Raw genomic sequence first — 13,730 nt, 5'->3', positions numbered from 1 at the left:
CTGAGAGAGAAAAAGGAAAGAGAGAAAGTCAGCGCGTCGGTGCGCGCGACGTGAAGAAGCGTTGCAGCAGGCAGAACACGAAGAGCAGCGCGCCGACGACGATGCGCGTCCACCACGAGCTGAGCGTGCCGTCGAAGGAGATCAGCGTCTGGATGATCCCGAGCATCAGCACGCCGAAGAGCGTGCCCGCCACGTACCCCACGCCGCCGGTGAGCAGCGTGCCGCCGATCACCACCGCCGCAATGGCATCGAGCTCTAGCCCGAGCGCGTGCAGGCCGTAGCCAGAGAGCATGTAGAAGGTGAAGATCACGCCCGCCAGCGCCGAGCAGAAGCCCGAGAGCGTGTACACGCCCACGAGCGTGCGGCGCACCGGCAGGCCCATCAGCATCGCCGAATGCTCGCTGCCGCCGATGGCGTACACCGCGCGGCCGAAGGGCGTGCAATGCGCGATGAACACCGCGGCCAGCAGCACCACGATGGCGATCACCGCGCTGATCGAGACCGAGGCCTCGCCCCAGATGGGAATGCGGATCTGCGAGACCTCCGAATAGAACTCGTTGGTGATGCTGATCGAATCGATGCTGATGAGATAGCAGAGGCCGCGCGCGAGGAACATGCCCGCGAGCGTGACGATGAACGGCTGCAGCCGGAAGCGCTCGATGAGCAGCCCCATGAACGCGCCGAAGGCGGTGCCCATTGCCAGCACCAGCGGGATCACGATCGCCGGGCTCCAGCCGTGCTTCTCGACCAGCGAAGCCGACACCATCGTGGTGAGCGCGATCACCGAGCCGACCGACAGGTCGATGCCGCCCGAGAGGATCACGAAGGTCATGCCGACCGCCACAACGATGAGGAACGCGTTGTCGATCAGCAGGTTGAGGAACACCTGCGCCGAGAAGAACCCGTCGTAGAACACCGACCCCAACGTCGCCATCAACACGAACAGCGAGATCGTCGCCGTGAGCGGCAGGTACTTCGGATTGAGCCCTGTCTTCCTCCCTCTCCCGCGCGCGGGAGAGGGTTGGGGCGAGGGTGCGGCCGCCGTCTCGATCACCGCGCTCATGCCCTGCCTCCTTCATGCGCCGGCCGCTGCACCAGCGACCGCACCTCGGCCCTGAACTCCGGCGACTGCAGCAGCATCACCACGAACACCACCACCGCCTTCACCACGAGGTTGATCTCGGGCGGCACGCCCAGCGAATAGATCGCATAGGTCAGCGTCTGGATGATCAGCGCGCCGATCACGCTGCCCATGAGGCTGAAGCGACCGCCGGTCAGCGCCGTGCCGCCGAGCGTGACCGCGAGGATTGCATCGAGCTCCAGCAGTTGCCCGGCGTTGTTGCCGTCCGCGCTCTTGACGTTCGAGCTGATCAACAGGCCCGCCACGCCGGCGCAGGCGCCGCAGAACGCATATGCGCCCACGACGAGCCGCCGTGCCTGGATGCCCGCCACGCGCGCAGCCGTCGGGTTGATCCCCACCGCCTGGATGAAAAGCCCGAGCGCCGTGCGCGTGATCGCCAGGTACAGCAGCACGAACACCGTCGCCACGATGAAAAGAGAGAACGGCAACCCCAGCAGATAGCCGCTGCCGAGGAAGAAGAAGGGCTTGTAGTAGATCGTGATGATCTGCCCGTCCGCAATCAGTTGCGCGATGCCGCGGCCCGCCACCATGAGGATCAGCGTCGCGATGATCGGCTGCATGCCGACCTTCGCGACCAGCAGGCCGTTCCACAGGCCACACAGCAATGCGACGCCGATGGCCGCGAGGATCGCGAGCGACATCGGGAAGCGGCTCACGTCGCTGGACACCGAGCCGCCGATCATCCAGGCCGCGACCGACGCCGCGATGGCCACCACGGCGCCCACCGAGATGTCGATGCCGCGCGTGGCGATCACCAGCGTCATCCCGAGCGAAACCAGCACCAGCGGCGCCGCGCGATTCAGGATGTCGATGAGGCTGCCGTAGAGATGGCCCTCGCGCCATTCGAGGCGCAGGAAGCTCGCGTTGAACGCGGTGTTGATCGCAAGGAGCAGCAGCAACGTGACGATGGGCCAGGCGAGGCGATGGCTCATGAGGGACGAAAGGCGGTTCATGTGTTCTGCCTTGCTCCTTCCCCTTCCGGGGGAAGGTCGGGATGGGGGCATGCGGCCTCGAGCACTGCGCGGCGGTGAAGGCCGCGTGCCCCCACCCCTGCCCTCCCCCGGAAGGGGAGGGAGAAAGACAGGAAAGGCGAGTGGCTCATGCTGCTGCAATCATTTCGTAGACCTCGTCCTCGGTCGAACCGCCCGGCAGTTCGCCCACCTTCTGCCGGTCGCGCAGCACCACGATGCGATGCGCCACGCGCACCACCTCGCTCATCTCCGAGGAGATGAAGATCACCGCCATGCCCGCGCGCGCGAGCCGAAGAATCTCTTCCATGATTTCCTGCTTGGCCGCGACGTCGATGCCGCGCGTGGGCTCGTCCAGGATCAGGAGGCGCGGCTCGGTCGCGAGCCAGCGCGCGATCATGGCCTTCTGCTGGTTGCCGCCCGAGAGCAGCCCGATGGGCGTTTCGACGCTCGCCGTCTTGATGCCCAGCGACGCGACGAAGCGCTCGGCCATCGCGGTCTGCTCCGCGTGCGAGAGAAATTTCCGTGTGCCCATGCGGGCCTGCAGCGCGAGCGCGATGTTCTCTCGCACCGACAGTTCGGCCACGATGCCGTCGGTCTTGCGCTCTTCGGGGCACAGCGCCAGGCCTTGGCGGATCGCATCGGCCGGGTTCGAGAAGCTGACCGAGCGGCCGTCGATCTTCAGCACGCCGCGGTCGGGCGATTCGAGACCGAACAGCAGGCGCGCAAGCTCTGTGCGCCCCGCGCCCAGCAGCCCCGCGATGCCGACGACTTCGCCGGCACGCACGCGCAGGTCGGTCGCCTGCAACTGCCCCGCCTGCCCCAGTCCTTCGGTCTGCAAGAGAGCCGATGCCGATTCATCGAATGCGGGAAGCGCGGCAGGCCGTGCCGATTGCGCGGCCAGCTCGCGCCCGAGCATCGCGGCGATCAGCGCCTGCGGGCCGAGGTCCGAAGCTTTCCACTCGCCCACCCAGTTGCCGTTGCGCAGCACGGTGATGCGGTCAGACACCGCGTACATCTGGTTGAGGAAGTGCGTCACGAAGACGATCGCGAGGCCCTCGCCGCGCAACCGCCGCAGCACCTCGAACAGCTTCTCGACCTCATCGTCATCGAGGCTCGATGTCGGCTCGTCGAGGATCAGCACCTTCGACGACACGCCGAGCGCGCGTGCGATCGCCACCATCTGCTGGACCGCGACCGAGTAGCTCGACAGCAGGCGCGTCACGTCGATATCGAGCCCGATGCGCGCCAGCAGCTCCTCGGCCCGGCGGTTCACCGCCGCCCAGTCGATGCGAAAGCCCTGCAACGCGCTGCAGCGCGGATAGCGCCCCGCGAAAACGTTCTCCGCCACCGAGAGGTTCGGGCACAGGTTCACCTCCTGGTAGACGGTGCTGATGCCCAGCTTCTGCGCCTCCAGCGGCGAGCCGGGCCGGATGGCCTGGCCGCCGAGGAACATCTCGCCGCCGCTCGAAGGCAGCACGCCCGTCAGCACCTTGATGAGCGTCGACTTGCCCGCGCCGTTCTGCCCCATCAGCGCATGGATCTCGCCCGGGTAGAGCTTGAGCTGCACGTCGTTCAGCACGGAGATGCCGCCGAACTGCTTGTGGATTCCCCGCAGTTCCAGCACGGGGGTGGCGGTGCTGTCGGTCATGCTGCTACTTGTTCTTGTTGTAGACGTCGATGAACACCGCCGCCAGCAGCACCAGGCCCTTGATGACCTGCTGGTAGTCGATGCCGATCCCCAGGATCGACATGCCGTTGTTCATCACGCCCATGATGAAGGCGCCGATCACCGCGCCCATCACCCGGCCCACGCCGCCCGAGGCCGAGGCACCGCCGATGAAGCAGGCCGCGATCACGTCGAGCTCGAAGCCGAGGCCGGCCTTGGGCGTGGCCGTGTTCAGGCGCGCGGCGAAAACCAGGCCCGCGAGTGCGGCGAGCGCGCCCATGTTCACGAAGGTGAGGAACGCGAGCCGCTGCGTCTTCACGCCCGACAGCCGCGCCGCCTTCTCGTTGCCGCCCAGCGCATAGATGCGCCGGCCGATGGTCGTGCGGTTGGTGACGAAGTCGTACACCACGATCAGCACCGCCATCACCACCAGCACGTTGGGCAGGCCCTTGTACGTGGAGAGCAGGTAGCTGAAGAAAAGGATGATCGCCGCAAAGAACAGGTTCTTCACCAAGAAGAAGGCATAGGGCTCCTGCTCCATGCCGTGCGCCTTGAGCCTGGCGCGCCCGCGCAGCTTGAAGAAGACAAGCGCCGCCGCCGCGAGCGCACCCACGATCAGCGAGGTGGTGCGCAGCGTGTCGCCTCCGAGCGGATCGGGAATGAAGCCCGAGCTCAGGCGCTGGAACTCCACCGGAAACGGCCCCACCGACTGCCCCGCCAGCAGCGCCAGCGTGAGCCCCTTGAACACCAGCATGCCCGCGAGCGTGACGATGAACGACGGGATCTTGCGGAACGCGACGAACCAGCCCTGCGCGGCGCCGATCACCGCGCCTGCCGCGATGCTGATGATCGCGGTCGGGATGAAGTGCCATTCGTACTCCACCATCAGCACCGCCGCGAGTGCGCCGATGAAGCCGCACACCGAGCCCACCGACAGGTCGATGTGCCCCGCCACGATCACCAGCAGCATGCCCAGCGCCATGATGACGACGTAGCTGTTCTGCAGCAGCAGGTTGGTGAGGTTCAGCGGCCGCAGGAGCGTGCCGTCGGTCAGCACCTGGAACAGCACCATGATCGCGACCAGCGAGATCAGCATGCCGTACTCGCGCAGGTTGTTCTTCAGGAAGCCCACGTGGAGCTTCGGTGTTGCGGCGGATGCGGCGCCCTGCACCGCGTTGGCTTCAGGCTGCGACATGGACGGAACTTCCTGCGCTCACGATCGCATGCATGATGCGCTCCTGGGATGCCTCGGCCGCGGTGAATTCGGCCACGAAGCGCCCCTCGTTCATCACGTAGATGCGGTCGCACATGCCGAGCAACTCCGGCAGTTCGGAAGAAATCATGAGAATGCCTTTGCCCTCGCTCGCGAGCTGGTCGATGATGGTGTAGATCTCGTACTTGGCGCCCACGTCGATACCGCGCGTGGGTTCGTCCAGGATCAGCAGTTCGGGCTTGGTGAAGAGCCACTTGCTCAGCACCACCTTCTGCTGGTTGCCGCCCGACAGGTTGACCACCAGCTGCTCGACGCCCGAGCAGCGGATGTTCAGCGCTTTCTTGTAGTCGTTCGCCACCTTGAACTCGCGGCCGTCGTCGATCACCGAGCGTTCGGAGATCGCATCGAGGTTCGCGAGGCTGATGTTCTTGCGGATGCCCTCTTCCAGCACCAGCCCGAGCCCCTTGCGGTCCTCGGTGACGTAGGCGATGCCGTGGTCGATGGCCTTGCGCACCGTGCTCACGTCCACGGGCTTGCCGTGCATGAGCACCGAGCCGCTGATGCGCTGGCCGTACGACTTGCCGAACACGCTCATCGCCAGTTCGGTGCGGCCCGCGCCCATGAGGCCCGCGATGCCGACGATCTCGCCCTGGCGCACATGCAGGTTCACGCCCTTGATCTGCTCGCGGTCGGCGTGCAGCGCGTGGTGCACGCGCCAGTCGCGCACTTCCAGCACGGTCTCGCCGATCTTCGGCGAGCGCTGCGGGTAGCGGTGTTCCATGTCGCGCCCGACCATGCCGCGGATGATGCGGTCTTCGCTGATCGGCTCGCTGCGGCAGTCGATGGTTTCCACCGTCGCGCCGTCGCGCAGCACGGTAACCGAATCGGCCACCTTGGCGATCTCGTTGAGCTTGTGCGAGATGAGGATCGAGGCGATGCCCTGGCGCTTGAGTTCGAGCAGCAGCGCCAGGAGCGCATCGCTGTCGTTCTCGTTCAGACTCGCCGTGGGCTCGTCCAGGATCAGCAGCTTCACCTCTTTCGCGAGCGCCTTGGCGATTTCCACCAGTTGCTGCTTGCCGACGCCCAGGTCGGTCACCAGCGTGGTGGGCGGTTCCTTCAGGCCCACCTTCGCGAGCAGCTCGCGCGTCTTCGCATAGGCGGCGAACCAGTCGATCACGCCGCCGGTGGCGATCTCGTTGCCGAGAAACAGGTTCTCCGCAATCGAGAGCAGCGGCACCAGCGCGAGCTCCTGGTGAATGATGATGATGCCCAGCTTCTCGCTGTCGGCGATGCCCTTGAAGCGGCGAAGCTCGCCCTCGAAATGGATCTCCCCGGTGTACGAGTCGCACGGGTAGACGCCGCTCAATACCTTCATGAGCGTCGACTTGCCCGCGCCGTTTTCCCCGACCACCGCGTGGATCTCCCCCGCGCGCACGGCGAGGTTGACGTTGCTCAGGGCCTTCACGCCCGGAAACGTCTTGGTGATCCCGCGCATCTCGAGGATCGTGCGTTCGCCTCCGCTCACGTTGCTCACTTGACCTGGCTTTCCTTGTAGTAGCCGCTGTCCACCAGCACCTGCTTCCAGTTGGAAGCGTCCACGCTCACGGGCTTGAGCAGGTACGAGGGCACGACCTTGATGCCGTTGTTGTAGGTCTTGGTGTCGTTCACCTCGGGCGTCTTGCCCGAGAGCATGGCGTCGACCATCGCGACCGTCACCTTGGCCAGCTCGCGCGTGTCCTTGAACACGGTGGAGGTCTGTTCCTTGCGCAGGATCGACTTGACCGAAGGCACCTCGGCGTCCTGGCCCGAGACGACGGGCATCGGCTGCGAACCGGAGCCGTAGCCCACGCCCTTGAGCGACGAAAGAATGCCGATCGAGAGGCCGTCGTAGGGCGACAGCACCGCATCCACGCGGTCCTTCGTGTAGTAGGCCGACAGCAGGTTGTCCATGCGCGCCTGCGCTACCGCGCCGTCCCAGCGCAGCGTGCCGACCTTGTCCATGCCCATCTGCTTGCTGCGCACCACGAGCTTGCCGCTCTTGATGTACGGATCGAACACCGACATCGCGCCGTTGTAGAAAAAGAAGGCGTTGTTGTCGTCGGGCGAGCCGCCGAAGAGCTCGATGTTGAACGGGCCCTTGCCGCTCTTCAAGCCCAGCGCCGCCTCGATCGACTGCGCCTGCAGCACGCCGACCTGGAAGTTGTCGAAGGTGGCGTAGTAGTCGACGTTCTTGGAACCCTTGATGAGCCGGTCGTACGCGATGACCTTCACGCCCTTGTCGGCAGCCTTTTGCAGCACGTCCGAGAGCGTGGTGCCGTCGATGGCGGCGATCACCAGCACCTTCGAACCCTTGGTCACCATGTTCTCGATCTGCGCGAGCTGGTTCGGAATGTCGTCGTCCGCGTACTGCAGGTCGGTCTTGTAGCCCTTGTCCTTGAAGTACTTGACCATGTTCGCGCCGTCGGCGATCCAGCGGGCCGACGACTTGGTGGGCATCGAGATGGCGATCAGGCCCTTGTCCTGCGCGTTGGCCAGCGGCGTGAAGCCGACGACGGCGAAGGCCAGGCCCGCGAGCGAGGCCTTGAGGAATTTGCGTTTCATGGTGCGATGAGCTCCGTCTTTTTCTGTGGGGTGCTGTCTGATTCAGGGAACACCGCGGAACCGGCTTCGCCGGGCCGCTGGTGTTGCCCCCGGGGAGGGGGTTGGCGCGCGCGACACGAAGTGCGCGCAGCCTGGGGGCGTACTCAATACTTGCGGTTCGGGAATTCCTTTGCGGCCACTTCCATCGGGAAGATGCCTTCTTCGGTCACGATGCGCTTGGGCAGCGTCTTGCCGGCCTTGATGTCCTTGACCGCCTGCATGAGCTGCGGCCCGAGCAGCGGGCTGCATTCGACCGACACGTTGAGCTTGCCGGCGATCATGGCTTCGAAGGCGCCCTTCACCCCGTCGATCGAGATGATGGTGATGTCCTTGGCCGGCTTCATGCCCGCCTCTTCGATCGCCTGGATCGCGCCGATGGCCATGTCGTCGTTGTGCGCGTAGAGCACGTTGATCTTCTTGCCGTCGGCCTTGAGGAACGCCTCCATCACCTCCTTGCCCTTGGCGCGGGTGAAGTCGCCGGTCTGCGAACGGATGATCTTGAACTTCGGGTCGGCCTTGATGATTTCCTCGAAGCCCTTCTTGCGGTCGATGGCCGGCGCCGAGCCCACGGTGCCCTGCAGCTCGACGATGTTCACTTCGCCCTTCTGGTCCTTCATCTTCTCCACCAGCCAGCGGCCGGCCTTGCGGCCTTCCTCGGTGAAGTCCGAGCCCATGAAGGTCACGTAGAGCGTGTCGTCCTTGGTGTTGACGGAGCGGTCGGTCAGCACCACCGGGATCTTGGCGGCCTTGGCTTCGCGCAGCACGGTCTCCCAGCCCGATTCGACCACCGGCGAGAACGCGATCACGTCCACCTTCTGCGCGATGTACGAGCGAATGGCCTTGATCTGGTTTTCCTGCTTCTGCTGCGCGTCGGAGAACTTGAGCTCGATGCCCGCCTCCTTGGCCGAGGACTTGATCGACTCGGTGTTGGCGGTGCGCCATTCGCTCTCGGCGCCCACCTGCGCGAAGCCGAGCACGAGCTTCTTCTGCGCGAAGGCGGATGCGGGCAGCAGGCTGCCCAGGGACGCTGCGGCGAGCGCGATGTTGAGGGTGCGGCGATTCATGGTCATGGCTGTCTCCTTCTTGATGAGTCTGTGGTTGTGTTGTCGATAAGCAATGAAACCCCGTCGGTCAGAGACTGAGAGGCAATTCGGCGTGACCGAGCAGCCCCCGCAAACGCTGCCAATCAAGGCGCAAAGCGCAGCCATAGCTCGGGCTATGGCGAGCATTTGCAACGCAGAGTGGGAGCGTTTGCGGGGGATGAGCGGTCATGTCGGATTGCCTCTCAGTCTTCTTAGGCCAGCATGTAGCCGGTCTTGACCGTCGTGTAGAACTCCGCGGCGTGGCGCCCTTGTTCGCGCGGCCCGTAGCCCGACCCCTTGCGGCCGCCGAAGGGCACGTGGAAGTCCACCCCCGCGGTCGGCAGATTGACCATCGTCATGCCGACCACGGCATGGCGCCTGAAATGCATCGCGTGCTTGAGCGAGTTGGTGCAGATGCCCGCGCAGAGGCCGAAGGGCGTGTCGTTGCACAGCGCCAGCGCCTGGTCGTAGTCGTCGGCGCGCAGCACGCAGGCGAGCGGCCCGAAGATCTCCTCGCGCGCGATGCGGTGCGAGGGCTTCGCAAGGAACAGCGCGGGGCTCATGTAGTGGCCCGGCGTCGAGCGCTCCAGCGCTTCGCCGCCCCACACATGCTCGGCCCCTTCCTCCCGCGCGATGTCGACCCACGCGAGGTTCATCGCAAGGCGTTCTTCGTTGGCCACCGGGCCGATGTCGATGCCGCGCTCCAGCGCGTGGCCGATCTTCAGTGTCTTCAGGCGCTGGCGCAGCTTGGCCACGAAGGCATCGTGCACCGGCGCCTCCACGATGAGCCGGCTCGATGCCGTGCAGCGCTGGCCCGCGGAAAAGTAGGCGCCCTGCACCGCGCAATCGACCGCGCGATCGAGGTCCGCATCGGCCAGCACCACGAGCGCGTTCTTGCCGCCGGTCTCCAGCTGGACCTTGGCGCGGCGCGTGGCCGCCGCCTGCAGCACGCGCTCGCCGTTGGCGGCCGAGCCGGTGAAGCTCAGCGCATCGACCAGCGCGCTGTCGACCAGCGCCTGGCCCACTTCGCGGCCGCTGCCCATCACGAGGTTGAAGGCGCCTGCCGGCAAGCCGGCGCGGCTGATGATCTCGGCCAGCGCCCCGCCGCAGGCCGGCACCAGTTCGGCCGGCTTGAACACCACGCTGTTGCCATGGGCCAGCGCCGGCGCGATCTTCCAGGCCGGAATCACGAAGGGCGCGTTCCACGGCGTGATGAGCCCGACCACGCCGACGGGCTCGCGCGTCACGTCGACCTGCACGCCGGCGCGCACCGACGCCACGTTTTCCGCGCCGCCGCCGCGCAGTGCCTCGCCCGCGAAGAACTTGAAGACCTGCCCTGCGCGCGCCGTCTCGGCCACCGCCTCGGGCAATGTCTTGCCCCCCTCGCGCGCCAGCAGGAGGCCCAGCTCGTCCTTGCGCGCGATCAGCTCGGCGCCGATGCGGTCGAGCACGTCGGCGCGGCGCTGCGGGGTGCTGTGGCTCCAGTGCGGAAAGGCCTCGGTGGCTGCGCGGATGGCGGCCTCGGCCTGGCGGCGGTCAGCGCGTGCGTACTCGGCGACCACCTCGCTGGTGTCCGACGGATTGGCGCTCACACCGGTGGTCGCGCTGGTTTCCCAGCGGCCGTTGATGTACTGCCGCACGTTCTGATGGATCTCGCCGTGGATCACGAAGGCGCCGACCTTGTCTCTTTGTTTGAATGGGCGAGAGTCTAGGAACAGAATTGATATCGATCCAATCGTTTTTTCGACAAAATGCATATCGATCACCGGATTCTGGAAAACCCGGGCAGACCTTAGTTCCTACAGGCCATGACCAACTACAACCACTGGTTTATTCGCGCGCGGCTCAAGACGCGGCAACTGCTCTTGCTGGTCGCGCTGGCCGAGGAAGGCAACATCCACCGCGCGGCGCAGGTGCTCAACATGACGCAGCCGGCCGCCTCCAAGTTGCTCAAGGACCTGGAAGACGTGCTGGAGGTCCCGCTCTTCGACCGCCTGCCGCGCGGCATGCGGCCCACCTGGTACGGCGAGACCATGATCCGCCACGCCCGCGTCGCGCTCGCGAGCCTGAACCAGGCGCACGACGAACTCACCGCGCTCAAGGCCGGCCGCTTCGGGCAGGTGAGCGTGGGCGCCATCACCGCGCCGGGGCTGGCGCTGCTGCCGCCGGCCGTTGCGATGGTCAAGCGCGAGCAGCCCGACCTTCGCGTGTCACTGGAAATCGAAACCAGCCCGGTGCTGATCGAGCGGCTGGAGCAGGGCAAGCTCGACATCCTCGTGGCGCGGCTCTTCGCCGAGCACGACAAGTCGCAGCTGCGCTACGAGGCGCTGAGCGAGGAGCCGGTGTGCGCGCTGGTGCGGCCGGGCCACCCCATGCTCGGCGAGAGCGGGCTCACGCTGCGCGACGTGGTCGGCGCCGGCTGGATCGTGCCGCCCGCGGGCAGCGTGCTGAGGCATCGCTTCGAGCTGATGTTCCAGGAAGAAGGCCTCGCGCCGCCCACCAACACCATCGAGAGCTCGGCCCTCCTCTTCATCACGCGCATGCTCCAGCAGAGCGACATGGTCGCCGTGCTCGCGACCGACGTGGCGCGCTATTACGCGGCGCACGGCATCGTGTCGCTGCTGCCGCTGGAGATGCCCTGCCACATGGACCAGTTCGGCATCATCACGCGCACGGACCGGCTGCTGTCGCCTGCGGCGCGGGTGATGATGAAGGCGCTGAAGACCGCCAGCATGAGCGTCTATGGACGCAAGCTGGAGATGGACTGACGCCGGGCCGAACGCCACGCAGCCGTTCACGCTGAGCCTGTCGAAGCGCCGCGCGAGGCTTCGACAGGCTCAGCCCGAACGGGTCGATGGCCGCGAACCGATAGAAGGACGCACTCGGGCGCTCAGGTCCAGCCGGCGTCGACGGTGAACTCCTGCGCGGTGCACATCTTCGCGTCGTCCGACGCGAGGAACAGCACCATGCGCGCGATGTCTTCCGGCATCAATTTGTCGGGCAGGCACTGGTTGCGCTTGAGCGCCTTCTCGCCTTCCTCGTCGAGCCACAGCTTCACCTGCCGCTCGGTCATCACCCAGCCGGGCGACACGGTGTTGATGCGGATGCGGTCTTTGCCCAGGTCCACCGCGAGCCCGCGCGTGAGGCCGTTCACCGACGACTTCGCGATCGCATAGCAGGGGTAGCCCGAGCCCTTCGTCTGCCAGCCCGTCGAGCCGAGGTTGACCACCGAGCCGAAGCCCAGCCGCTTCATGCCCGGCACCACCGATTGAATGGCGAACAGCGCGGGCCGCTCGTTGATCGCCATGCGGTTGTCGTAGTAGTCGGGCGTGACCGATTCGAGCGTGTGGCGGTCGTCGCTCGCCACGTTGTTGACCAGCACCGCGAAGTCGCCGCACTCGGCGGCCGCATCGGCGATGGCCGCCTGCAGCGCGCCGATGTCGCGCACGTCGCAGGCGCGCCACCAGGGCGCATCGTGGCCGTCTGCGACGATCTGCTGCGCAAGCGCGGCACTGGCGCTCTCCGCGATGTCGATGAAAGCCACCCGTGCGCCCTGCGCGGCAAAGGCGGCGACGATGGCCGCCCCGATGCCGCTGCCGCCGCCGGTGACGAACACGGTGCGGCCTTTCAGGCTCGGATGAATCGAAAGATTCGGTGAATTCAAGAAGCGTCTCCAGTGAGGCTGGAAAGTGACATTGCAAAATGCATATCGATCTATTCCATTTTGTTTGATTTCAATTATCAATATGCCTTGATACGATCCGCCGCGTCAAGGAGACATGACAAGGAAAACAATGACGAGCTACACCGCACCCTCGATCGAGGGCACCCCCGAATGCATCTGGCCCGCAGAGGCGAACCTGGGCGAAGGCACGCTCTGGTCGCAGCGCGAACAGGCGCTCTACTGGATCGACATCCTCACGCCGCGCCTGTTCTGGTATCGGCCCGCCGACGGCGCGCGGCGCGCCTGGCAGTTCGACGAGGAGATCACCGCGATCTCGGAGCGCGCGCACGCACCGGGCCTGATCGTCACGCTGCGCCGCGGCTTCGCGCTCTTCGACACGACGCAGCTGCCGGGCGCCGGCGCCAAGCCGCGCTACCTGCACCAGCCCGAACCCGAGCGCACGAACAACCGCTTCAACGACGGCAAGTGCGACAGCCGCGGCCGCTTCTGGGGCGGCAGCATGGACTTCGACTGCAAGGCGCCCACCGGCGCGCTCTACCGCTACGACGCCGACGGCAGTTGCACGACACACGACGACGGCTTCGAGGTGACCAACGGGCCCACCTGGTCGGCCGACGGCCGCACCATGTACTTCAACAACACGGTGCTCAACAACCTCTACGCCTACGACTTCGACATGGAAGCGGGCACCGTGTCGAACCGCCGCGTGTGGCACCGCTTTCCCAAGCCTGACGGCCTACCCGACGGCATGACCACCGACGCGGCCGGGCGCCTCTGGATCGCGCACTGGGACGGCGCGTGCGTCACCTGCCACGACCCTGAGACCGCGGCGGAACTCGCCCGCATCGCGCTGCCCGCGAGCAATGTCACCGACTGCGCCTTCGGTGGCCCAGACATGCAGACGCTCTACATCACGACCGCGCGCAACGGCCGCACCGAAGCGCAGCTGAAAGACGAGCCCCTTGCCGGCGGCCTGTTCGCCGTGCGCATCGGCAGCCCCGGCGTGCCGGCGGCGTTGTTCGCCGGCTGAGCCCCTGACCGTTCTCGCTGAGCCCCTGACCGTTCTCGCTGAGCCTCCTAAACCGTTCGCGCTGAGCCTCCTAACCGTTCGGGCTGATCCTCCTAAACCGTTCGCGCTGAGCCTCCTGACCGTTCGGGCTGAGCCTCCTAACCGTTCGGGCTGAGCCTCCTAACCGTTCGGGCTGAGCTTGTCGAAGCCTTGCGCAGCGCTTCGACAAGCTCAGCGTGAACGGGTTTTTACTCAGCGTGAACCGGTTTTTACTCAGCGTGAACCGGTTTTCCCACTCAACATGAACGGGGCTCCCACTCAGC

11 protein-coding genes are annotated in these 13,730 nt (G+C 66.0%); 2 read left to right on the top strand and 9 right to left on the bottom strand.

Translation table 11 applies throughout. The features are described from left to right. Nucleotides 1-28: 28 nt before the first annotated feature. From yjfF to RT97_RS18135, 8 genes are all read right to left on the bottom strand, one after another. Nucleotides 29-1,063, bottom strand: a complete 1,035-nt coding sequence (yjfF, locus tag RT97_RS18170; protein ID WP_042580206.1) for a galactofuranose ABC transporter, permease protein YjfF — start codon at nt 1,061-1,063, stop codon at nt 29-31. Next, a complete protein-coding gene (locus tag RT97_RS18165; protein ID WP_042580205.1) occupies nt 1,060-2,094 on the bottom strand; it encodes an ABC transporter permease in 1,035 nt (344 codons plus the stop codon). The genes yjfF and RT97_RS18165 overlap by 4 nt, the downstream gene beginning before the upstream one ends. 145 nt (nt 2,095-2,239) lie before the next feature. Next, nucleotides 2,240-3,760 carry a sugar ABC transporter ATP-binding protein gene (locus RT97_RS18160; protein ID WP_042580204.1) on the bottom strand — a complete coding sequence of 507 codons (1,521 nt, stop codon included), beginning with the start codon at nt 3,758-3,760 and terminating at the stop codon, nt 2,240-2,242. Nucleotides 3,761-3,764: 4 nt separating this feature from the next. Continuing rightward, nucleotides 3,765-4,973 (bottom strand): multiple monosaccharide ABC transporter permease, encoded by a 1,209-nt coding sequence (gene mmsB / locus RT97_RS18155; protein WP_042580203.1) that lies wholly within the window; start codon nt 4,971-4,973, stop codon nt 3,765-3,767. After that, nucleotides 4,960-6,486, bottom strand: a complete 1,527-nt coding sequence (gene mmsA, locus RT97_RS18150) for a multiple monosaccharide ABC transporter ATP-binding protein (protein WP_042580252.1) — start codon at nt 6,484-6,486, stop codon at nt 4,960-4,962. Before mmsA ends, mmsB begins: the two co-directional genes overlap by 14 nt. Before the next feature lie 35 nt (nt 6,487-6,521). Then, nucleotides 6,522-7,592 (bottom strand): multiple monosaccharide ABC transporter substrate-binding protein, encoded by a 1,071-nt coding sequence (chvE, locus tag RT97_RS18145; protein ID WP_042580202.1) that lies wholly within the window; start codon nt 7,590-7,592, stop codon nt 6,522-6,524. Nucleotides 7,593-7,735: 143 nt separating this feature from the next. Continuing rightward, nucleotides 7,736-8,701: an ABC transporter substrate-binding protein gene (locus tag RT97_RS18140; protein WP_042580201.1), complete on the bottom strand. Its 966-nt coding sequence runs from the start codon at nt 8,699-8,701 to the stop codon at nt 7,736-7,738. A gap of 224 nt (nt 8,702-8,925) precedes the next feature. After that, complete coding sequence (locus RT97_RS18135; protein WP_042580200.1) at nt 8,926-10,380, bottom strand: aldehyde dehydrogenase family protein; 1,455 nt, start codon at nt 10,378-10,380, stop codon at nt 8,926-8,928. 141 nt (nt 10,381-10,521) lie between these two features. Here RT97_RS18135 and RT97_RS18130 point away from each other — a divergent pair, with 141 nt between their 5' ends. Next, nucleotides 10,522-11,481, top strand: coding sequence for a LysR family transcriptional regulator (locus tag RT97_RS18130; protein ID WP_042580199.1), 960 nt, complete (start codon nt 10,522-10,524; stop codon nt 11,479-11,481). A 122-nt stretch (nt 11,482-11,603) separates the two neighbouring features. Here the strand turns inward: RT97_RS18130 and RT97_RS18125 are convergent, their stop codons facing one another. Beyond that, nucleotides 11,604-12,377 (bottom strand): SDR family NAD(P)-dependent oxidoreductase, encoded by a 774-nt coding sequence (locus tag RT97_RS18125; protein ID WP_042580198.1) that lies wholly within the window; start codon nt 12,375-12,377, stop codon nt 11,604-11,606. 130 nt (nt 12,378-12,507) lie between these two features. Here RT97_RS18125 and RT97_RS18120 point away from each other — a divergent pair, with 130 nt between their 5' ends. Beyond that, complete coding sequence (locus RT97_RS18120) at nt 12,508-13,428, top strand: SMP-30/gluconolactonase/LRE family protein (protein ID WP_080898352.1); 921 nt, start codon at nt 12,508-12,510, stop codon at nt 13,426-13,428. Nucleotides 13,429-13,730 lie beyond the last annotated feature (302 nt).

Source organism: Variovorax paradoxus, assembly GCF_000834655.1.
In the GTDB taxonomy this organism is placed as follows: Bacteria; Pseudomonadota; Gammaproteobacteria; order Burkholderiales; family Burkholderiaceae_C; genus Variovorax; species Variovorax paradoxus_F.
This window is presented reverse-complemented; position numbering and strand designations above follow the sequence as displayed.

What these genes read in the sequence shown, in the direction of transcription:
- yjfF (WP_042580206.1), bottom strand. Translation starts at nt 1,063, where the DNA reads ATGAGCGCGGTGATCGAGACGGCGGCCGCACCCTCGCCCCAACCCTCT.
- RT97_RS18165 (WP_042580205.1), bottom strand. Translation starts at nt 2,094, where the DNA reads ATGAACCGCCTTTCGTCCCTCATGAGCCATCGCCTCGCCTGGCCCATC.
- RT97_RS18160 (WP_042580204.1), bottom strand. Translation starts at nt 3,760, where the DNA reads ATGACCGACAGCACCGCCACCCCCGTGCTGGAACTGCGGGGAATCCAC.
- mmsB (WP_042580203.1), bottom strand. Translation starts at nt 4,973, where the DNA reads ATGTCGCAGCCTGAAGCCAACGCGGTGCAGGGCGCCGCATCCGCCGCA.
- mmsA (WP_042580252.1), bottom strand. Translation starts at nt 6,486, where the DNA reads ATGCGCGGGATCACCAAGACGTTTCCGGGCGTGAAGGCCCTGAGCAAC.
- chvE (WP_042580202.1), bottom strand. Translation starts at nt 7,592, where the DNA reads ATGAAACGCAAATTCCTCAAGGCCTCGCTCGCGGGCCTGGCCTTCGCC.
- RT97_RS18140 (WP_042580201.1), bottom strand. Translation starts at nt 8,701, where the DNA reads ATGACCATGAATCGCCGCACCCTCAACATCGCGCTCGCCGCAGCGTCC.
- RT97_RS18130 (WP_042580199.1), top strand. Translation starts at nt 10,522, where the DNA reads ATGACCAACTACAACCACTGGTTTATTCGCGCGCGGCTCAAGACGCGG.
- RT97_RS18120 (WP_080898352.1), top strand. Translation starts at nt 12,508, where the DNA reads ATGACGAGCTACACCGCACCCTCGATCGAGGGCACCCCCGAATGCATC.